Raw genomic sequence first — 20,833 nt, 5'->3', positions numbered from 1 at the left:
CGAGGCCTGGCCGTACAGTCCATGAGCATAATGAGATATGCTCTGGGGAGCTCGATCTGTTCGACATGCGGATCTGCCAATGCAGCCGAATTGCAGTTCTGTGCGTCCTGTGAATCGCCGCTGACCCAACGAGCTTCCGGTGCCGCCGATACGCGCAAGGTGGTGACGGTCCTGTTTGCTGATATTGTCGGCTCGACGGCGTTGGGAGATGAGCTCGATCCCGAGTCGCTTCGCAATCTCATGACCCAGTACTTTCGGGAGATGGCCGCGGTAATTCGTGGCCACGGGGGGACAACCGAGAAGTTCATCGGGGATGCGATCATGGCGGTGTTCGGCATTCCGCTGCTCCATGAGGATGACGCGGTGCGTGCGGTTCGAGCCGCGGTTGCAATGCTTCATGCGCTTCATCGGCTGAACGATGAGTTCGAGGCGCGTTGGGGCACCAGGATCGTGATCCGGATAGGTATGACCACGGGTGAGGTGATCGCCGGGGATCCGGGCCAGGGCGAAACTTTCGCGGTCGGAGACGCGGTCAACATTGCTGCCCGGCTCGAACAAGCTGCCGAGCCAGGGCAGATCCTGATCGGAGACGCGACGTATCGGCTTGTCCGCGATGTCGCGATGACGTCGCCGATCGAGCGGCTTCGCGTGAAGGGGAAGTCAGAGCCCGTCGCCGCGTGGAACCTCATGGATGTCGCCCCCGCGGCGCCCGCTGCCCGTGGTCTCGAATCCCCTCTGATCGGTCGCGACAAAGAAGTCGCCGCAATTGGAGAGATGTTCGAAAGGACGGTCAAGTCTCGAGTATGCGAGATCGTGACGGTGATGGGCCCGGCGGGAATCGGAAAGTCGCGGCTGACGCGTGAATTTCTTCCCCGACTCGAAAGGACAACGACGGTCGTCGGGGGGCGGTGCCTGCCATACGGCGAGGGGATTACCTTTTGGCCCATCATCGAGGTGCTCAAGGCCGCGGCGGGCATCACAGACAGTCACTCGCCCGACGATGCTCGCGCAAAGATTGGCAAGTTGCTGGAAGGTCCCGATGCCGCGCTGGTCGTCGAACGCCTGTCCGCACTCATGGGCCTCACCCGTGCGACGCCTGGTGTTCAAGAGACGTTCTGGGCCGTGCGCAAGCTGTTCGGCAAGCTGGCAACGCATCGGCCATTGGTCGTCGTGTTCGACGACATTCACTGGGCCGAGCCGACGTTCCTCGATCTCCTCGAATATCTCGCCGATTCGCTTGACGGCGTGCCGGCGTTCTTCCTCTGCCTCGCTCGCCCTGAGCTGCTCGAGGTTCGCGCCGGCTGGATGACGTCGAAGGCGAATGCGTCCCTCATCACCCTGCGCTCGCTGAGCGACGCTCATACGGATGGCTTGATCCGGAACTTGCTCGGAGGCGCGGAGCTCGCGAACGAGGCCCGCGCGCGGATCGCCGATGCCGCCGAGGGAAACCCTCTCTTCGTGGAGGAGACGCTGCGGATGCTGATCGACGACGGTTTGCTTATTGCCGTCGACGGCACGTGGACGGCGGCTGACCACCTGTCGAGGCTGACGATTCCACCCACGATCAACGCCCTTATCAACGCGCGCCTCGACCGGCTCGGCGGCGAGGAGCGCTCTGTCATCGAGCGGGCATCCGTGATCGGGCGCATCTTCTGGTGGGGGGCCGTCGAGGAGATGTCGCCCGAAGAGCAGCGACCCCGCGTTGGCGGCCAGCTTCAGTCTCTGGCGAGAAAGCAGCTGATCCGCCCGGATCGCTCGGATCTGGAGGAGGAGGATGCCTTTCGCTTCACTCACAGTCTCGTCGGGGACGCGGCCTACAATGGCATTCCAAAGGGCGTGCGAGCCCACATGCATGAGCGCTTCGCCTCATGGCTGGAGGCAAGGATGCGCGAGCGGGCCCGAGAGTACGAAGAGATCGTCGGCTACCACCTTGAGCGGGCCTACAGGTCTCTCGCGGAGCTCGGTCTATCGAACGAGCGCGTCGAGTCGCTGGCACGACGTGCGAGCGTTCCGCTGGCTTCTGCCGGGCAGCGCGCCTTCGCGCGCGGCGACATGCCCGCCGCGGTCAACATGCTGTCGCGCGCCATCTCGCTCGGCCCTCGCGACGATCCTGGGCGACTGGCACTCTTGCCGGAGCTCGCATTTGCACTGTTGGAGACCGGCGACCTCGAGCGCACGCGTGGCGCGATCGCCCAGATGCGTGAGGCAGCGACCGCCTCCGCCGACCGTCGACTGCAAGGGCATGCGCTCATTCTCGATCTGTGGGTGCGCTTCCTGTCAGAGCCGGAGGGATGGGCGGACGAGGCGTACCGAGAGGCACGGCAGGCCATATCGATGTTCGAGCAGGAGAACGACGAGCACGGCTTGGCCAAGGGTTGGTCCTTGCTTGGCCTGTTTCACCTGACAAAGTGCAATTTCGGCGCCTCTGAAGAGGCGTGGGAGAGCGCGGCGGCGCATGCGTTTGCAGCGGGCAACGACAGAGAATGGCTCGAGTCGCTCTCATGGGTGCCGCTTGTCGTGTGGGCGGGCCGCATGCCGGTCAAGGCGGCGATCGGCCGGTGCAAGAACGTGCTCGCCAGGGCACAAGGTGATCGCAAGGCGATGGCGGCAGCGCTCTTCAGCTGGGGGAATCTCGAGGCGATGCGCGGCCGATTTGGCGAGGCGCGGCAGTTGATAGCGCAGGCCAGGTCAACGGTCGAGGAAGTCGCACTGACCGTGTGGAGCGCGGGACCTCTTACGGAGATGAGCGCCTTGGCCGAGCTCTGGGCGGGCGACGCGGCAGCCGCCGAGCGGGAGCTTCGCTGGGGTGTAAAGACACTTCAACGCACCGGCGAGTTCGCATGGTTACCCACGATTGCCGGCATCCTCGCCCAAGCCATCTATGTCCAAGGCCGGTACGAGGAGGCCGAAGCGTTTGTTCGATTGGGCGAGGGGATCGCCGGCAGTGACGATACGTACTCGCAAGGCCTGCTGCGATGCGTTCGGTCAAAGATCTTGGTCCGTGCGGGCGATGTGGAGGGAGCTCTCCGTATGGCCCGGGAGGCTGTCGCGATCGCCGAGCCGACGGACTTTCTGTTCCTCCAGTCGTTCGTCCTCGACGGTCTTGGAGAGGTTCTCCACATCGCCGGCCTCCCGGAAGAAGCGGATGCGGCGCTTGCGAGCGCTGTTCGCCTGTGCGCGCAAAAGGGCTTCGTCGTCGGTGCACGACAGGCTCGAGGGCGACTAAGGAAGCCCGCGCCGTAGGGCGGCCGCTATATCCTCGTTTCGTCTCCACCGCGGCGGACGCCATTCGGCTGAAACTTACCCGCTTTCCGGGCCGCTCTACAAAAGTCGCATAAGATAGATTATGGAACTTATGGACGCAGGTGGCGCAGCAATCAGGACAGCGCTTTCCGCATCGAGCCCGCCAATCCGGCCCGGATTCTCCCAGGACATGGAATGCCCGGGCCTGCGGTACGATGCTGATGGCGATGCCTTGCTGATGCAGGCGTTGCGTATCTTCGTCCGGCAATGATTTTTCGCCGAAGATCACAGGTCCCTTGGCATTGTCATCCTAAGCAGCAACTCACGCCAAGTCGGTTTGCCGCCGGCAATCGGCGACTCCACTGTGCACGGGCATACGGTGCGCTTACCGACAATGAAGGCAGCCCAGATGCCCACCGCCATCCGACCTGGGATTTGCTCACCAGATCCTCGTGACCGTGGGCCAGACAGTCACGATAGAGCAGGTTTCCGAGGTTTCTACCCAGCTTGAACGATTTCATGGCTTGCAGCTTGCGAGAAAATCGATCTATCACTCTGATTTATAAGGTATTTCGATCACCATGCCGTCATAGGCAGGCGCCACGTTGGCCGGAGTCTCGGCCATCACTGTGGCATAGTCGAGCGGCACGTGCATGTGGGTCAGCACGGCATTCCTCGGCGCCAGCTTCTCGATCCAGCCGAGCGCCTGGCCGAGTGACAGATGGCTGGGGTGGGTCTTGTACTGCAGCGCGTCGATGACCAGCATCTCCAGGCCGCATAGCCGCTCGGCGGTGGCGTCGGGAAAGTCGCTGATGTCAGGGCAATAGGCCAGCGCTCCAATGCGAAACCCGAGCGAGATGATGTCGCCATGGACCTGCGGCAATGGCTCAAGGGTGAGGGCACCCCCCTCTCCTTCGATCACCACCCGCTTGGCGTGGTCGATGATATGGGCACTGACGATCGGCGGATAGGAACTGCCGGGTGGCGTCTCGAAGCAGTAGCCGAACGCCTGGCGCAGCCGCAGCATTGTCGGCTCGTCGGCGTGAATATCGATCCGCTGGCGCTGATCGAGGACGAAGCCGCGCAGGTCATCGATGCCGTGGATGTGATCGGCGTGCGGATGCGTGTAAACGGCCGCGTCAATGCGCCTGACAGAGGCCATCAGCATCTGCTGGCGGAAATCGGGACCAGTGTCGATGACGACGGTCGTGCGGTTGCCATTCACCGCGATCCGTTCAACCAGGATGGCCGTACGCATGCGCCGGTTCTTCGGGTTGTCCGGGTCGCAATTGCCCCAGTCGCCGGTGATGCGCGGCGTACCTGGCGACGAGCCGCAGCCGAGAATGGTCAGGCGCAGCCGGTCAGTCATCGGTCAGGCGCTCAGCTCGGCAGGTCGCGGCATCTTGCCGAACAGCCGGAAGAAATTGTTCGTCGTCAGATCAGCGATTTCAGCCTCGCTGACACCAATCGTCTCCGCCAGCACCTTGGCGGTGTGCGCGACATAGGCCGGCTCATTACGCTTGCCGCGGAATGGGATCGGCGCCAAGTATGGCGCGTCGGTTTCGACGAGCAGCCGGTCATGCGGCACGTCAGCGGCGACGGCACGCAATTCGGCCGAGTTCTTGAAGGTCAGGATGCCCGAGAACGACACATAGCCGCCGAGCGAGACGCCCACCTCGGCCAGCCGGCGTCCGGAGGAAAAACAGTGCAGGATGAAGGGGAAGGCGCCCTTCCCTGTTTCGTCCTCGAGAATGGCCGCCATGTCGTCATCGGCGTCGCGTGAATGGATGACCAGCGGCAGCCCGGTCACGCGAGCCGCCGCGATGTGATTGCGAAAGCCCCGCGCCTGCGCATCGCGCGGCGCCTTGTCGTAGAAGTAATCCAGCCCAGCCTCGCCGATCGCCACCACCTTCGGGTGATCGGACAGGCGAACGAGGTCCGCAGCGGTGACGTCGAGCTCTTCGGCTGCATTGTGCGGATGGGTGCCGATTGAGCAGTAAACTTCATCAAAAGTTTCAGCGATTTCAAGGATTTGCTGAAACCGCTTTACGCGAGTGGAAATCGTCACCATGCGGCCGATGCCGGCCGCTTTGGCGCGGGCGACAATGGCCGCCCGCTCCTCGGCGAAATCTGGAAAGTCCAGGTGGCAGTGGCTGTCGACGAGCATCAGGCGTTCGCGCCCGGCTGTTCGACGTAGCGCGGAAACACGCCTTCCGGCACAGGCAATGTCGTGCCGGGCACAAGCGCATAGTCGGCGTGGACATGCTCGAAGTTACGCTGGTCCGCCGGCACCGCCAGCAGATCGAGCAGCTTGGCGGCCGACCCCGGGATGTAGGGCTGGCTCAAAAGTGCGACGCGACGGACGATTTCGGCGGTCGTCCATAGCACCGTTTCCATCCGCGCCGGATCGGTCTTCTTCAGCGCCCAGGGCTCCTGAGACGTGAAATAACGGTCGGCTTCGGCGGCCACGCCAAAGATCGCCGCCAACGCCAGATGAATGCCCTGATCCGCCATCGCCTTGCGCGCCGTGCCAAGCGCTTCCACCGCCTGGTCGAGGATCGCACTGTCGGCTTCCGTCAGTTCGCCACGCTGCGGCACCACGCCACCGCAATTCGCGGCGATCATCTTCAGCGAGCGTTGCGTCAGATTGCCGAGACCATTGGCGAGGTCGGCATTGGTGCGGTTGACGATCGCTTCATGGCTGTAGCTGCCGTCCTGGCCAAACGGCACTTCGCGCAGGAAGAAATAGCGCACCTGATCGAGGCCGTAATGCTCGACCATGGTGAACGGGTCGATGACGTTGCCGACAGACTTCGACATCTTCTCGCCGCGGTTGAACAGGAAGCCGTGGCCGAAAACGCGCTTCGGCAGCGGGATGCCGGCCGACATCAGGAAGGCCGGCCAGTAGACCGCATGGAAGCGCACAATGTCCTTGCCGATGATATGCGCGTCGGCCGGCCAGAAACGCCATTTCTCATCATTTTCATCGGGATAGCCGACGCCGGTGATGTAGTTTGTCAAGGCGTCGACCCAGACATACATGACATGCTTCTCGTCGCCCGGCACCGGCACGCCCCAGTCGAAAGTGGTGCGCGAAATCGACAAATCCCTCAGCCCCGACTTGACGAAGCTCATCACCTCATTGCGGCGCTCGGCCGGGCCGATAAAGTCGGGCTGGCTTTTGTAAAGCGCGATGAGCTTGTCCTGATAGGCAGAGAGGCGGAAGAAATAACTCTCTTCCTCGACCCATTCGACCGGCGTTCCCTGCGGCCCGTAGCGGATATTGTCGGGACGGACTTCTGTCTCTTCCTCACCGTAATAGGCTTCGTCGCGCACCGAGTACCAGCCGGCATAGCCGCCCTTGTAGATATCGCCATTGGCGTCCATCGCCTTCCAGATCGCCTGCGAGGACGCGTAGTGCCGCTCTTCCGTGGTGCGGATGAAATCGTCATTGGAGGCGTTGAGCGCGGTCGCCATGCGCTTGAAATCGGCCGCGTTGCGGTCGGCCAGTTCGCGCGCCGAAATGCCTTCGCGCTTCGCCGTCTGCAGCATCTTGATGCCGTGCTCGTCGGTCCCGGTGAGGAAGAAGACCTGCTTGCCGTCGAGCCGCTGGAAGCGGGCGAGCGCGTCGGTGGCGATCAGTTCGTAGGCATGGCCGATATGCGGCTTGCCGTTCGGATAGGAAATCGCGGTCGTGATGTAGAATGTGTCGCGTGACATGAATGAACCGTCATGAATGTCTGAATGGAAGCCGTGGCGGTGGATATCGCATCGGAATGGCATTTGCCATCCCGGTGCCGATGCATGCCGCCCAAAAGTGGCCCCGGTTTTGGGGCAACGGCATGCACCAAAAGGCCGTCACATTCGCATCGCAGAATTCAGGCGGTCGATCATGGTCAGGGCGTGCTGCTTCTTGTCCAGATTGTAGGTGTCGGTCTCAGATATCGCGTCCAGCGCCTCATGCCAAGTGTCCGACAGCGTTTTCGCCCGTGCGAGGTCGCCTGACAGTGCTGCCTGGCTTGCCGCATCCGACAATAGGTCGAGCGCGCGGCGGTTGAAGATATCGAACTGGATCGCCTGGTCGCGGCCGGCGACGACTTCCGCGAGCCGATAGGCTCCGCCGATATCGGTCTTTCCCGCCGCCACCAGCGCATCGAGTGTCTGGGCGATTTCCAGCCCGCCATATTGCGTCAGCAGGATCGCGTTGCGCACACTGCCCCCTGCCCGCTCGACCAATGCCGCCCGTGCGGCCGGATCGTTCGGTGGCGGCGGCTCCGCGGTTTCCAGCACCGCCAGCAGCTCGTCGGCCCCGAGCGGAGTCAGGCGCACCACCTGGCAGCGCGAGCGGATCGTCGGCAGCAGGCTACCCGGCGCATGGACGATGAGAATGAACAGCGTTCGTGCCGGCGGCTCCTCAAGATTTTTGAGCAAGGCATTGGCGGCATTGGCATTCATGTCGTCGGCGGGATCGACGATGACGACCCGGTAGCTGCCATCATGCGAGGTCATCGACAGGAAGCGACTGACCCTGCGGATCTCGTCGACGGTGACGACGGTCTTGAAGCTCTTGGTCTTGTCGTTCAGCGGCCGGGTCAGGTGCAGCACGCCCGGATGCGCTCCGGTCGCGATCTGGCGAGACAGCGACGAGGCCGGATCGGGAACGGCAAGGCTTTCCGGCGCCTGCGCGAAGTCTGGGTGCTTCAGCAGGTGATGCGCGAGATGGAAGGCCAGTGTCGCCTTGCCGATGCCGACCGGCCCGGCGAAGATCAGAGCATGCGGCAGTTTTCCGGATCGATAGGCGGCGGCAAGCATCTCGGCCGCCTGCCCGTGTCCGACCAGACGAGGCGTTTCGGCCGGCTCGGGCACGCCATCCAGCGTATCATGCTGTTCCGGCGCGATGCGTTCGAAGATCATACTGGTGCGGCCTGCCTGTTGCGCGCGGGCGCCCTCGCCTCCAGCGCCGCGAACACGGCGGCGGTGACGACATGCTCCACCGTATCGGGATCGGCGGACGCGTCGACGACGATGCAGCGCTCCGGCTCGGCCGCGGCGATCGCCAGAAAGGCCTCGCGCCGAGCCTGATGGATGGCCAGCGTCTCCTTTTCGAAGCGGTCGGCGCCGGCGTCGCTGCCGCGCCGCAGGGTCGCGCGCCGGAGGCCCTCGGCGGGATCGATATCGAAGACCAGCGTGATGTCGGGCACCATGCCGTTGATGGCGACCTGTTCGAGCGCAGCCATGAATGCCGGGTCGATCCCGCCGGTGACGCCCTGGTAGACGCGCGAAGAATCCAGGAAGCGGTCGCAAAGAACGATGGAGCCACGCTCGACCGCCGGCCGGATGACCTGCTCGACATGGTCGGAACGGGCGGCGGCGAAGAGCAGTGCTTCCATCTTCGGCCCGAATGGCTCCGCGGCACCCGAAAGCAGCACATGCCTGACCGCTTCCGCGCCTGGCGAGCCGCCCGGTTCGCGGGTGACGAGGACATCATACTTCTTGGCGCGCATCTTCCTTGCCAGCCGCTCGATCTGCGTCGACTTGCCTGCGCCCTCGCCGCCTTCGAAGGTGATGAAAAATCCGCGCGCCAATCGAAACGGCCTTTGTCCATGTTGGAGTGGATTGTTGCGCTCTAGATAGTCCGCGTTCGGGGAAACGTCCATGCCGTCAGATTTTTGCTTTTATGCATGTCGTTGTCTCAAGACCGTGGCCACTTTTGAGCGACATGCATTAGCGCAGCCAGCCGATCGCCAGTTCCTTGACGGCATCGAGCGCGCGCTGTGGCAGCGTGCCGACACCGATCGACTCGGCGGCGAAAAGCGGTGTCTCCTGGCTCAGCGTGTCGCCGATCCAGACGCGCAGTGCACCCACTGGCTGGCCCTCCTCCACCGGTGCGGCGACCGGGCCGGTATAGACGATCCTTGCCGTCAGCTTGTCGCGGTTGGTGATCGGCAGGAAGATGGCGATTGGCCCTTTTGCCTTCAACGTCACGCCGGATTTCGCACCGCCAAAAACCTGGGCCTCGCCAACCACCTCGTCCTTGGCGAAGATCTCGGTCTTCTCGAAGGACCGCGCGCCCCAGTCGAGCAGCTTTCGCGCCTCCTCGGCGCGTTCCTTGTCATTGGCGAACCCGCTCATCGCCGCGACCACCCGCGTGCCGTTGTGGCTGGCCGAAGCGACGATGCCGAAGCCGGACGCCTCGCTTGCACCGACCGCCAGGCCATCGGCACCGATGTCCATGGCCAGCAGCGGGTTGCGGTTCCTCTGCGAGATCTTGTTCCAGGTGAAATCCTTCAGGCCATAGTAGCGATAGAAATCCGGGTAATCGCGCCACAAATGCAGGGCCAGCTGCGCCAGTTCGCGCACGGTCGTCTGCTGGCCATCGGCCGGCAGGCCGGTCGAATTGACGAAGGTCGATGTCTTGAGGCCGATCTGGCGGGCACGCTCGGTCATCTGCGCGGCAAAATTATCTTCTGACCCGGCCATGCCTTCGGCGATGACGATGCAGCCGTCATTGGCGGCCTGCACAGTCACGCCCTGGATCAGGTCCTCGAGCCGGATCGCCGATTTGAGCTTGGCGAACATCGTCGATGTTCCCGACGGCGCGCCGCCCTTGCGCCAGGCGTTTTCGCTCACCACGAACGTGTCGTCGAGCTTGAGCCGCCCGGATTTGATGGCGTTGAAAACCACTTCCATGGTCATCAGCTTGGCCATCGAGGCCGGCGGGATCGGCTTGTCGGCATCTTTCGAGAACAGCACCGTGCCGGTATCGGCATCGATCATGAAGGCCTGTGTGGCCTTGGTCTCGAAAAGCTGCGCGTGAGCTGGAGCAAGGGAAATCAGGAGACCGAGAAGAAAAAACCCGGCAAAAGGCTGAAGCAAGCGAAACTGCATGAAATTCGACCCGTTGGCCGGTCCCTCCGGCAAGCCCGCGAAACTATCGGGCTTTTTCCGGGACGGATCAACTGTTCAGCGGAAAAACCGGCTCGTGAATCAGTTGCGCACGGCCAGTGCATCGGGCGCGCCGTGCGACCATGCCGCCTGCAGCAACTCGTCCAGCCCGCCATGGCCATTCGGATAGAGATTGACCGCGTACCAATCATTGCCGTCGAGATCGGAACGCTGGATCTCCGTTCTGCCGAAGGGTTGAAGTGCTGCTGCCACGCGTTTGGCTTCCGCGGCACTGTCGAACGTGCCGGCGGCGACATAGTCGGCGCTGGACGGCGCTGCTTGCGGATTGGACTTTTTCCACGACCGCAGGATGTCGGCTGGCGACATGCCGTTGTCGTCCAGTGCGGCAAAGACATCCGCGCGCCGCATGCGGTCATCCGCGTAGGACAGCGAGGCAATCGCGAATGGCGACTGCGGCGGCAGGCCGATTTCCGGGCGCGAGGGAACGATCGGTCCGAAATCAGGCAGCGCCAGGTCGCCTAAAGCCGGTGCCTGCGCGGACAGAGCCGGCTGCGTGGCGAACGCCTCGCCGGAATTCGTCAACTGACCCGGAAACGGTACGGCTGCCGCACCCAAGGGCAGGCTTGGCGACGGTCCGTTCATGGCCACCATGACACCGGTCGGCAGGCCATCCGACGGATCCGGAATCCGGTTGCCCGGATGGTAGGACGCCATCAGATACTGATCGTCATTGCCGTCGAGCGGTGCGCGACCGACATATTCGACCTTGACCTTCGCGGTGCCGACCTTGTCATAGTCGAGCATCTGAGCCGCGCGCTCCGAGACGTCGATAATGCGGCCCTCATGATACGGCCCGCGGTCGTTGACGCGCACGATGACCGAACTGCCGGTGTCGAGGTTGGTGACACGGGCGTAACTCGGCAGTGGCATGGTCGGATGCGCGGCGGTCAGTTGCGCTGTGTCATACACTTCGCCATTGGCGGTCAGCCGGCCATGGAAGGCGTCGCCATACCAGGAGGCCAGGCCGACCTTCGCGTAATGCCGATCTTCCTTGGGATAGTACCACTTGCCGCGAACCTGGTAGGGCTTGCCGAGCTGGTCGCGACCGCCGCCGCGCCGCATGAAGTTGGCGCGGGGGCTCGCCTTCACACGATATTCGGTCTCGGCGAAATATTCCTTGGAACGAGGTTTGGGATTCACCATCGCTTTCGGCTCGGGCTGCGACGCGCAGGCTGCCAGCAAGGCAGCCGACGCAGCAAGCAGCGTAAGCGTGGAAGCGCGACGAAGACGCGGGCGCGTCGTAGCCAGCATTTTCCTGAAATCCCCTACAGTCTCAATCAAGACGCCGTCGTTTCAACAACAGAGGAGCCAAAGCACTCACTCGACGATATCAACGACGCCCTGAACCCCGATCCTTTGTGCGCAGGAATTGTTTATCACGATATTAACCGATTGTGGCCGGAACCGGGCAAGATTGTGACGGCGCTTGCTGCGTGAACCAGCGCTTTTGCGCGCTCAAACGTCGTCAATCAAACTGCGAAAGGGCAGTGACGAGCGGGGCTTGCGTAGAGCCCGGCGCGAGCCTGATGGCCGACGATAAGGATCGTGAGCCTCTGATGGTGATGGGATCAGCCCGTTGCCAAGCTTGGGGGGCAGGCAAAGGCAACGGGCTGTAGGGTGGTCTGTGCACACCCCGTGGAGCATCGACGGGCATCGCCGCTCCGACCTGCAGCCTACGAGACAATGCCCATATGCGCGACTTACGGATTCGTAAGGGTGCGTAAAGGACGTACGGCCTGAACAGTTTCGTCCAGCCGACCGCATCGGTCCTGAAGTGCTCCACTGGATGAGCGCTACTTCGCTAGGCCACTCCGCTGTCCGCCTAAGCCCGGCTTTAAAGGCCAGTCATGATCCACGGATTGGCGTCGTATCCCAGGCGCGGCTTTTCCGGCGTTGTTCCACCCGGCAATTTAGTTGTTCCGGTCAAGTTGCAGTCCAGCTCCGGCCTCGGCTTCTTGCTCGAATGTTTCGTGGAGCACAGGGCCGCAGCATCGCTGACCGCGACCTTCTTCTCCTTGGCAACGACGACACCAGTCGCAGCGATCACGAGTGCCGCGCAAAACAAGATCACTCTCATCGTACTTCCCCACGGTTGCGCATCCCCAAGATGCTGGGAAGTGACGTTACGTCACTTTTATATTAGTGCAAGCGAGTATTAAGGCCCTCAGTCCGCCGCTGCCACGCTTCCACGACCTTCGGCATACCCACGCGACACAGATGCTTTCAGCCGGCACTCACCCGAAGATAGCGAGCGCCTGGGCCATCCCCAGCCTCCATTCGCTGGCGATAAAACCGGACAACTCATGTGCTGCCTAATCCGGACAACTCATGTGCTTACGACAGATGCAGCAGAGCAAGTTGACGTTGCGCTTCAGGCCGCTATAAGCAGCGAGCGAAAAGGCAAACAGTTGCAAACTGCGTAGCAACGGGCATTCCATGGCCCCACGCAAATTGTCAAAAGCGCAATGATTGCAATTGCTTGGAGGGATGGCCGAGCGGTTTAAGGCACCGGTCTTGAAAACCGGCGTGGGCGCAAGTTCACCGTGGGTTCGAATCCCACTCCCTCCGCCACCTCGGCCAAAATGGCTGGTTTTGAGAACGGCTTGCCCCGATCACCGCCGTGTTCCTCTATGACCGCACGGAGGCGGCAGAACCTGCGTCTCGCATCAAAGAAGCTGCCGCTTAAGCAGCGCTTCAAGCCAATCGGCAAAGACCTGCAATCGCCGTGAGAGATGCTGGCGATGGGGATAGAGCAAAGTCATGGACATGGATTCCGCCCGGTGGTTGGGCATGACCTCAATTAAACCTCCCGCATCCAGGTTTTGTTTCACATCATAGGCGGGGATCTGGATCAGGCCGAGACCCGCGAGGCAACAGGCGATATAGGCTTCGGCGCTGTTGACGGTGACCCGGCCACGCATTGGGACTGTGTACGCATTCCCATCTTCCACCCACTCCCAATCCTCAATCCGGCCGCTGGATGGAGATGCATAGTTCACTGCCCAGTGATCGCCGAGGTCGTCCGGCGCCCGCGGGGTGCCGTGCCGCGCTAGATAGCCGGGGCTGGCGACGTTGATCAATGGCAGCTTGCCGATGGGGCGTGCAATGAGGCCGGAATCACCAAGCGGTCCGACCCGCAGCACGCAATCAACACCATCTTCCACCAGATCGACCGCTCGGTCTGTGACACCGAGGCTGATGTCGATCTCGGGATATCGGTCCAGAAAATCGGGCAGCGCCGGTGCAATGATCAGTCGTCCGATCCGGCCAGGGACGTCGATGCATAACCTGCCCGATGGCTGTGCTGCCGACTGCCGAAACAGATTCTCCGTGTCCTCGACATCGGCGATGACCCGCTGGCAGCGTTCATAGAAGGCGATGCCGTCCTGGGTAGGAGACACCTTGCGGGTCGTACGATGAAGCAGCCGCGCGCCAACACGCCCCTCCAACTCCTGAACGGCCGCTGAAACGGAAGACCGCGGGACGCCCAACGTATCAGCGGCGCGGGTGAAGCTCGCGCATTCGACGACGCGGGTGAATATCCGAAAGAGGTCGATACGGTCCAAGGGTTTGTTTCTCTATTGTGCTGGTTTTCTGACAGGTGATGTCAGAACAGCCGCCTTTATCTCTCAAATCTAGACGATAGGTCTCTCGAACGAAAGCGGCCGTGGATATGGTCGCCAACCGGCAAAGGAGGCCACCCATGACCGACCACAGCATCAAAGGCAAAACCGTCATCATCGCCGGCGGGGCAAAGAACCTCGGCGGACTGATTGCGCGCGATCTCGCCGGCCATGGCGCGAAAGCGATTGCCATCCATTACAATAGCGCGGCGACCAAGGCCGATGCGGACGCTACCGTGGCGGCCGTCAAGGCCGCCGGTGCCAAGGCGGTTGCCCTCCAGGCGGACCTGACGACGGCCGGTGCGGTCGAGAAACTGTTCACCGATGCGGTCGCTGCCATTGGCCGTCCCGATATCGCCATCAACACCGTCGGCAAGGTGCTGAAGAAACCCATCGTCGAGATCAGCGAAGCCGAATATGACGAGATGAGCGCAGTCAATGCCAAGACGGCTTTCTTCTTCATCAAGGAAGCCGGCAAGCATCTCAACGACAACGGCAAGCTGGTGACGCTCGTCACCTCGCTACTCGGCGCTTACACACCCTTTTATTCGAGCTATGCCGGGACCAAGGCTCCAGTGGAGCATTTCACCCGCGCGGCGTCCAAAGAATTCGGCGAGCGCGGCATCTCGGTGACGGCGATCGGATCGGGTCCGATGGACACGCCCTTCTTCTACCCTGCCGAAGGCGCCGATGCGGTCGCCTACCACAAGACGGCGGCGGCGCTGTCGGGTTTCTCAAAGACAGGCCTTACCGACATAGAGGATATCGTCCCCTACATCCGCTTCATGGTCTCGGACGGCTGGTGGATGACCGGCCAGACCATCCTCGTCAACGGTGGCTACACCACCAAGTAAGGCGCCAGCCGGCCGTCTCCCAGGAAACGGCCGGCGCCATTGTCGGAGGAGGCCGGCGATGACCAATCCGTTCCAGTCGCTTCTCGACATTCAACGCGAGCATTTCCTGTCCGATGCGACGAGGAGCTACGAATGGCGTCTCGACCAGCTTGATCGCATGGAACGGATGGCCGAGCGGTTTAAGGCACCGGTCTTCAAAACCGGCGTGGGCGCAAGTTCACGGTGGGTTCGGGTCCCACTCCCTCCGCCACAATATTGAGCTATTCGGCGGCCTCATGCAGGCGCATTGCAATCAACCCGACCCCAAGCAATCTTTTGTCCTCAGGCACCACCCTCGATGCGGGTATGGGGCCGCCCTCGGGCCTCAGGTCGATCGTCGTGAAGCCCGTCTGGGGCAGAAGCCGACGGGAAATGACGATGCGTTGCTCTTCCGGATGCATCGGTTGTGCAACACCCAATGTGGTGACCAGGGTTTGGTTGACGCGCACTTCGACGCGCGGAATTCGGTCGGCATTGTCGGCAAGCTGGAGGATTTTGAGATCCAGGATAAGGTCGTGGCTACCCAGGCCGCGATTGGGCAAAAGTATGCGGTGTATCGCGTCCTTGCCCCAACGTCCCCATGGCTCCGGCGAATGCCATCCCCGATCGAGGAGTGGCTCGAGTTCCCCGCCCTTGGCGGCGCTGAGCCATCGATCGAATGGCAACAGCGGTTGCGAACATTCCGAAGTCGGCAAGCGATAGAGGCGGCGAACCGGATCATCGCTGACCAAGCGCGCTCCGGATGCGGTCAGCCGGCTGTCCCACGCCGCGAGTTCGGCGGCACCGTAGCCACGGCGATCGATCAGCACGGCATCGTAGCTGGATGCCAGCTCGGCAAGCGCGCAGGGCCAGTTCGCGACTTTCAGCAGGGCTTGCAGGCGCGACAGGCCATCGCTTCCCGCGAATGCGCCGTAACTCCAGTGTCGGGAACTGCCCGGAGCGCTGAAGATAAAAGGCAAGAAGTGATTGTAGGGTGCGAAGCCGCGTATGGCGGGCGATTCAGGCCATGCCGCTATCGGCAGCTCGAGGATCCGCTGCAGCCCTGCTGAATCCGCCGCAGCCAAAGTCACGCGAATGCTCGTCATCTCCGCGGCGAAAGCCGGCTCGCGCAGCAAGGCGCGCTGCTGCCGCGCAAAAAGCGCTTCGCTACCGACGCTGTTTACAAATAGCAGCGCAATCAGGCCCGCCGTGGCTGCTACCCCGCCGATCGAGCGGCCGAATCTGAACTGCAGCCAGAGCGTTACACGCCGCCATAGGCCGAGGAACACAAGCAGTGCCGCGAATGCAAAAAAAGGTGAGATCCGATTCTGTGCGCGGATTTCTGGCGCGATCAGCAGATTGAAGATCAATCCCAGACCGAAGGGCACGCAATAGATCATGCAGAAGACGAGATACGCGTTGAATATTGGCGCCAGGCCTTCGTAGTCCGGCTGGGCGCCAGGACTGCGCCTTCGCAACAGCGATGAACCAAACAGGACAGCCAGCAATGCAAAAGCCGACAGGATGGGACCGGGCCAGGCATCTGTTCCCTCGGCCGTGCCGCGGATGGCCATGTAATCGGAAAGTGCGTTCGGCGCGATGCCGAATTGCTTCAGCCCGAGGACTACGTCGGAGATACGAAAGCCATACAGTGGCTGCTCGGATGCTGTTCTTGCGGCGAAGCCGCCGGCGTTGTCTGGCGCGACCGCGACAAAGAACGCCAGAATCGGCAGCAACGTGACCAACATCACCCCGGCTGGAAGGGCCAAGGCTGGCAAATAGCGCCAGTTTCGTTCCTGTGCAGCCAGGGCCAGACCGGCAAATGCCCAGGTGAGCAGGGCAAAAAAGCTGTAATAGATTCCTGAAGTCGCGATCACCACGCAGCACACGAACGTGACCGGGTCCCTCACGATGTCGATGAGGGACTGCTTGCGAACAGCCGTGACGATCCGAGGCAGAATCAGGAACGCAAGCGGGGCCGAATAATAGGCGGCCAGATAATCGTGCCCGGTTGAACGTTTGGCGAAATAAGGAATGAATGCAAAAGCGAAAGCCCCCGCGAGGCACCACCAGGGACGAATCTGAAAGGCACGCAGAGCGTGGAATGCGGCTGCGAAGTTCGCCGCGACGATGACGACAAGATACAAATTGGCACCGACGACGACATCACCCGACAGGCGCGTAGCCAGAAATTGCACCACGCGTTCAGTGAGGTCGGTGAACGGAAAGCCGAGCAGATCCAGCCGATCGGGAAAGCCGACGGCATCTGTTCGAAAAATATGTGGCCAATCGAGAAAAAGCCTGCCGTGAAGCAACAGGAAGATACGATCGCCCCACAATTCGGTCGGGACGTCGAACCTCATGAACGGGACGCCCGCCATGAACCAGGCAAGCAAGATTCCTAAACAGAGAAGAAGTACAGGCCGCCTTTCAAGATCGGCGAAGAATGCGCTAGTGTGTCGTATCATACGAGAGGGCAGCCGCATGATGTCGATCACTACCACGGACATGGCAGGCTGTCATGGAGCCTGATCAGCCACTCGCTGATCAGCAAATTCTGAGTTCGCGGGCTCTCCGCAAGCTGATTCTTGAAGAATCATATCGCGCCCATGTCGGACACATCGGATCGGCGCTGTCCGTGGTGGATCTGCTCGCAGTTCTCTACGGCGGCGCGATACGATTGAAATCGCCGGACGATCCGGATCGTGATCGCTTCATCCTGGGAAAAGGGCATGCCGCCCTGGCGCTATATGCCGCTCTGTTCTTGCGCGGATGGCTTAGCCGCTCCGAGTTGGCAAGCTATTGCGCTGATGATTCTCGATTGGGCGTGCACCCGACCCGTCACCTCCCCGGCGTCGACTTCTCGACGGGCTCGCTCGGTCTTGGTCTGTCGATCGGCGCGGGATCGGCGCTCGCCGCACGCCTGCTCGGCAAGGACCGCCGCACCTATGTTCTGCTATCCGATGCCGAGTGCAATGAAGGGTCGACATGGGAGGCGGCGATGTTCGCCGGGCATCATCGGCTCGCGAACTTGATCGTCGTCGTCGACGTCAATGGACAGCAGGCGCTAGGCAGGACCGCCGAGATCATGGATCAAAGCCGGATGCCGGAGCGCTGGATGAGTTGCGGGTGGATGGTGCGGGAGGTGGATGGGCATGCGCCCGCGGCCGTTCTCGAAGCGCTTCGCCCGCACCACCAGGAGCCGCTGGTGGTGTTGGCGCAGACCGTATCGGGGCGTAGCGTGAGTTTCATGGAGGGCCAGGTGCGCTGGCACTACCTGCCGATGTCGGATGAAGATTATGCCATTGCCCTGGCACAGAGCGAGGCGCTGCCGTGAGGCGCGAGTTCATTGCCAAGCTCTGCGAACTGGCCGCGCGTGATCCGCGCATAGTGCTGCTGACCGCCGACCTCGGCTTCTCGGTCGTGGAGCCGTTTGCCCAGGCGTATCCGGACAGGTTCGTCAATGTCGGTGTCGCCGAACAGAATATGATTGGTGTCGCAACCGGTTTGGCGGAAGCCGGATTTCTTCCGTTCTGTTATTCGATCGCGACCTTTGCAACGTTGCGGCCTTACGAATTCATTCGCAACGGCCCGGTGGCGCACGAACTTCCCGTCCGCATCATAGGCGTCGGTGGCGGCTTCGACTACGGTACGGGCGGCTCGACACATCATAGTCTCGAGGATATCGCGGTCATGCGCGCACTGCCCGGAATGACGGTTATTGCGCCTATCGATGGACCTCAGGCCGCCGCGGCGCTGGAGTGCCTGTGGTCGGTGCCCTCGCCAATCTATTTCAGGCTGGGCAAGGACAGTCCGCAGGTCGCGATTTCGGGTGGCCTGTTCGAACTCGAGCGGGCTCAGACCATGCGTCGAGGCGCCGATGTGCTGCTCATTTCGACCGGTGCCCAGGTTGCGGAGACCATGACGGCTGCAGAGAGACTGGCAAATGCCGGCGTGCAGGCGACGGTGTTGTCAGTGCCTTGTCTTGCGCCTGTGCCATTGGCGGATCTGCGAACAGCACTGGCGGATGCCAGCGCCGTCCTGACGATCGAGGCGCATCAGCAGACAGGAGGACTTGGCTCATTGGTCGCGGAGGTTCTCGCGGAAGCCGGATTGGCAAGACCTTTCCGCCGCCTCGCGGCAACCCTACCCGGCGGGGGCCATGGCGGCAGTGCGGCCTGGCTGATGGAACACAGCGGTTTGACCGCCGACCGCATTTCAGCCGCTGCTCAGGCACTGCTTTTGTAGATTTGCGATGAACCCTACAGTCTCGATCATCCTTCCCGTTCATAATCAGGCCGACCATGTCGTCACCGTGGTTGACGAATACCGTGCCGCTCTGCGTGGTCTTTCGGTGCCCTGGGAAATTATCCTTGTCGAGAATGGGTCGCGTGACGAAAGCGCGGTACGATGTACGGAGTTGGCAACCCATCACGCCAATGTGCGTGCGTTGCGCGCCGATTGCGCAGGTTGGGGGCGCGCCGTGAGGGCTGGCCTGGCAGCGGCCCAGGGAGAGTTCCTATGCTACACGAATTCGGCCCGCACCAGGGGCGATGACCTGCGGCGGGCGCTGGATGCCGGAATAAGCAGGCCGGAAAGTGTCCTCAAGGCTGAGCGAAAGCAAGGCCGGGCATGGCTGCGTGGACTCGGTTCGTGGCTGTACAATCTCGAGGCGAGGCTGTTGTTCGGACTGCGATCGCGCGACATCAATGGCACGCCGAAGCTGTTTCATCGTCGCTTCAAGGCGCTGTTGGACCTGCAGCGCGATGACGATCTGATCGATCTGGAATTCTGCGTGGCCTGTCACCGCCATGGATACTCGATAGTGCCATTGGGCGTGGCATCAGGCCACCGACACGGTGGTCGCTCGACAACCGGATGGCGGACAGCCATGAGGCTTTATCGCGGTGCCTTGCGAATGAGATTGCAGAATTGAGCGACCAGGAGGATCACGCACGCTTCCAGGCCGACCATGAGGCCTGGCGCGACCCGGCCAGTGTCGTGGCGCAGTGGCAAGATGGGGAGGCGGTCCGAAGCAGCCTGCTTGAATCCGAGATAAGCGGACCATGGTGGGACGTTCTTGCCGAGGCCGGCCTCACCTTGCTGGTCAGCCGCGAATACGAGCATCTCCTGATGGCGCTCTCGACGGCCTCGGGATCACCTCAGGTAAGTTATTTGCGGCTGCCGCATCCGTCCGGCATCGCCTTCGACGCGGCACGCGCGGAAGTCCACGTCGCAAGCACGCGCAATCCGAACATGTTGTACACGTTGCGACCGGCTGAGCGGCTTCTGCCACGCAGAGACCTCGAGTCAAAGGACATCGCCGGCCGCGTGCTGATGCCTGCGAGTACCCGGTTCCTGCCTGGCAGCACCTATCTGCACGATCTGGCGATGATCGGCCCTCAACTTCACGGAAGCGCGGTCGGCGACAACGCCATTGTGTCATTTCCGGCAGGCGGCGATCACCAGCGGGTATGGTGGCCGTCATGCATCGAGGGGATCGCGGGCGCTGATTTTGGCCTGAATCATTTGCAGCTTAACGGCATCGCGGCCGGAGAGAGCCTCGCCGAAAGCTATTTCACGGCGTCCAAGGACGATCTTGCCGGCGCGCGGCCAGGCCAGATCGAATTTGCCCCTGAAGGGCGCGGTGTCGTTTTCAGCGGCGCGACCCGATTGCCGATATCGCGAGGATTGACCCGCCCGCACTCGCCCCGCTTCGTCGGCGGCGACTTGTGGGTGGCCAATAGCGGGTATGGCACCGTTGTGAACTGTGGTCGGGATGGCCGCGTCGAGGTCGTCGCGCGCCTGCCGGGCTGGACCAGGGGCCTGTGCGCGCTCGGTGATCTTGCCATCGTCGGCACCTCAAGGATCATTCCGCGCTTTCGCGCCTATGCGCCGGGGCTCGAAGCGGACAAATGCGTCTGCGGACTCCACGCGGTCGACATCAAAAGCGGACGTATCGTGGCCAGCCTGATCTGGCCGGCCGGCAACCAGATTTTCGCGATCGAGGCCGTCCCTTCGTCGATGGTCGATCGCCTTCCGTTTGATGCCTTTGATCGGATGCCTGACGCGGAGCACGCGCTGTTTTATGCGTGGCAAGCCGTGCCCAAGCCGTCCCAATGAATAACG

General features: G+C 62.2%; 17 protein-coding genes and 1 tRNA gene. 8 read left to right on the top strand and 10 right to left on the bottom strand.

Translation table 11 applies throughout. From position 1 onward, the window contains the following. Positions 1-30 precede the first annotated feature (30 nt). The gene (locus FJ977_RS19645; protein WP_181179971.1) at positions 31-3,243 is read left to right on the top strand and encodes an adenylate/guanylate cyclase domain-containing protein; all 3,213 of its coding nucleotides are present in this window, start codon (positions 31-33) and stop codon (positions 3,241-3,243) included. A gap of 550 nt (positions 3,244-3,793) precedes the next feature. On the opposite strand, the gene FJ977_RS19640 is transcribed toward FJ977_RS19645, so the two are convergent. From FJ977_RS19640 to FJ977_RS19605, 8 genes are all read right to left on the bottom strand, one after another. Next, the gene (locus FJ977_RS19640) at positions 3,794-4,612 is read right to left on the bottom strand and encodes an MBL fold metallo-hydrolase (protein ID WP_140773852.1); all 819 of its coding nucleotides are present in this window, start codon (positions 4,610-4,612) and stop codon (positions 3,794-3,796) included. Between the two features lie 3 nt (positions 4,613-4,615). Then, positions 4,616-5,410 carry a TatD family hydrolase gene (locus FJ977_RS19635; protein WP_140773851.1) on the bottom strand — a complete coding sequence of 265 codons (795 nt, stop codon included), beginning with the start codon at positions 5,408-5,410 and terminating at the stop codon, positions 4,616-4,618. Beyond that, a complete protein-coding gene (gene metG, locus FJ977_RS19630; RefSeq protein WP_140773850.1) occupies positions 5,410-6,963 on the bottom strand; it encodes a methionine--tRNA ligase in 1,554 nt (517 codons plus the stop codon). Before metG ends, FJ977_RS19635 begins: the two co-directional genes overlap by 1 nt. A 138-nt stretch (positions 6,964-7,101) precedes the next feature. Then, positions 7,102-8,157, bottom strand: coding sequence for a DNA polymerase III subunit delta' (locus tag FJ977_RS19625; RefSeq protein ID WP_140773849.1), 1,056 nt, complete (start codon positions 8,155-8,157; stop codon positions 7,102-7,104). Then, positions 8,154-8,828: a dTMP kinase gene (gene tmk, locus FJ977_RS19620; protein ID WP_140773848.1), complete on the bottom strand. Its 675-nt coding sequence runs from the start codon at positions 8,826-8,828 to the stop codon at positions 8,154-8,156. Before tmk ends, FJ977_RS19625 begins: the two co-directional genes overlap by 4 nt. Before the next feature lie 139 nt (positions 8,829-8,967). Continuing rightward, complete coding sequence (locus FJ977_RS19615) at positions 8,968-10,131, bottom strand: D-alanyl-D-alanine carboxypeptidase family protein (protein WP_140773847.1); 1,164 nt, start codon at positions 10,129-10,131, stop codon at positions 8,968-8,970. A 99-nt stretch (positions 10,132-10,230) separates the two neighbouring features. After that, positions 10,231-11,460 (bottom strand): septal ring lytic transglycosylase RlpA family protein, encoded by a 1,230-nt coding sequence (locus FJ977_RS19610; RefSeq protein ID WP_140773846.1) that lies wholly within the window; start codon positions 11,458-11,460, stop codon positions 10,231-10,233. A gap of 583 nt (positions 11,461-12,043) precedes the next feature. Further along, positions 12,044-12,286: a hypothetical protein gene (locus FJ977_RS19605; protein ID WP_140773845.1), complete on the bottom strand. Its 243-nt coding sequence runs from the start codon at positions 12,284-12,286 to the stop codon at positions 12,044-12,046. 404 nt (positions 12,287-12,690) lie between these two features. Between FJ977_RS19605 and FJ977_RS19595 the strand changes: the two genes are divergently transcribed. Next, positions 12,691-12,780, top strand: a tRNA-Ser gene (locus FJ977_RS19595). A 95-nt stretch (positions 12,781-12,875) separates the two neighbouring features. Here the strand turns inward: FJ977_RS19595 and FJ977_RS19590 are convergent. Continuing rightward, complete coding sequence (locus FJ977_RS19590) at positions 12,876-13,775, bottom strand: LysR family transcriptional regulator (RefSeq protein ID WP_140773844.1); 900 nt, start codon at positions 13,773-13,775, stop codon at positions 12,876-12,878. A gap of 137 nt (positions 13,776-13,912) precedes the next feature. Between FJ977_RS19590 and FJ977_RS19585 the strand changes: the two genes are divergently transcribed. Next, on the top strand, positions 13,913-14,686 hold the full coding sequence (locus FJ977_RS19585; RefSeq protein ID WP_140773843.1) for an SDR family oxidoreductase: 774 nt from the start codon (positions 13,913-13,915) through the stop codon (positions 14,684-14,686). A gap of 58 nt (positions 14,687-14,744) precedes the next feature. Further along, complete coding sequence (locus tag FJ977_RS35885) at positions 14,745-14,945, top strand: hypothetical protein (protein ID WP_181179969.1); 201 nt, start codon at positions 14,745-14,747, stop codon at positions 14,943-14,945. A gap of 1 nt (position 14,946) precedes the next feature. Here FJ977_RS35885 and FJ977_RS19575 read toward each other — a convergent pair whose 3' ends face one another. Next, the gene (locus FJ977_RS19575; RefSeq protein WP_181179967.1) at positions 14,947-17,067 is read right to left on the bottom strand and encodes a hypothetical protein; all 2,121 of its coding nucleotides are present in this window, start codon (positions 17,065-17,067) and stop codon (positions 14,947-14,949) included. A gap of 158 nt (positions 17,068-17,225) precedes the next feature. Here FJ977_RS19575 and FJ977_RS19570 point away from each other — a divergent pair, with 158 nt between their 5' ends. From FJ977_RS19570 to FJ977_RS19555, 4 genes are read left to right on the top strand one after another with little or no spacing between them, the layout of a single operon-like run. Continuing rightward, positions 17,226-18,041 carry a transketolase gene (locus tag FJ977_RS19570; protein ID WP_140773841.1) on the top strand — a complete coding sequence of 272 codons (816 nt, stop codon included), beginning with the start codon at positions 17,226-17,228 and terminating at the stop codon, positions 18,039-18,041. Next, positions 18,038-18,952 (top strand): transketolase C-terminal domain-containing protein, encoded by a 915-nt coding sequence (locus FJ977_RS19565; protein WP_140773840.1) that lies wholly within the window; start codon positions 18,038-18,040, stop codon positions 18,950-18,952. The genes FJ977_RS19570 and FJ977_RS19565 overlap by 4 nt, the downstream gene beginning before the upstream one ends. A 7-nt stretch (positions 18,953-18,959) precedes the next feature. After that, positions 18,960-19,640 carry a glycosyltransferase gene (locus tag FJ977_RS19560; protein WP_140773839.1) on the top strand — a complete coding sequence of 227 codons (681 nt, stop codon included), beginning with the start codon at positions 18,960-18,962 and terminating at the stop codon, positions 19,638-19,640. Further along, positions 19,637-20,827 carry a DUF4915 domain-containing protein gene (locus FJ977_RS19555; protein ID WP_181179965.1) on the top strand — a complete coding sequence of 397 codons (1,191 nt, stop codon included), beginning with the start codon at positions 19,637-19,639 and terminating at the stop codon, positions 20,825-20,827. The genes FJ977_RS19560 and FJ977_RS19555 overlap by 4 nt, the downstream gene beginning before the upstream one ends. The last annotated feature ends 6 nt before the right edge of the window (positions 20,828-20,833 follow it).

The sequence above is a fragment of the Mesorhizobium sp. B2-1-3A genome, assembly GCF_006442655.1.
Classification (GTDB): domain Bacteria; phylum Pseudomonadota; class Alphaproteobacteria; order Rhizobiales; family Rhizobiaceae; genus Mesorhizobium.
This window is presented reverse-complemented; position numbering and strand designations above follow the sequence as displayed.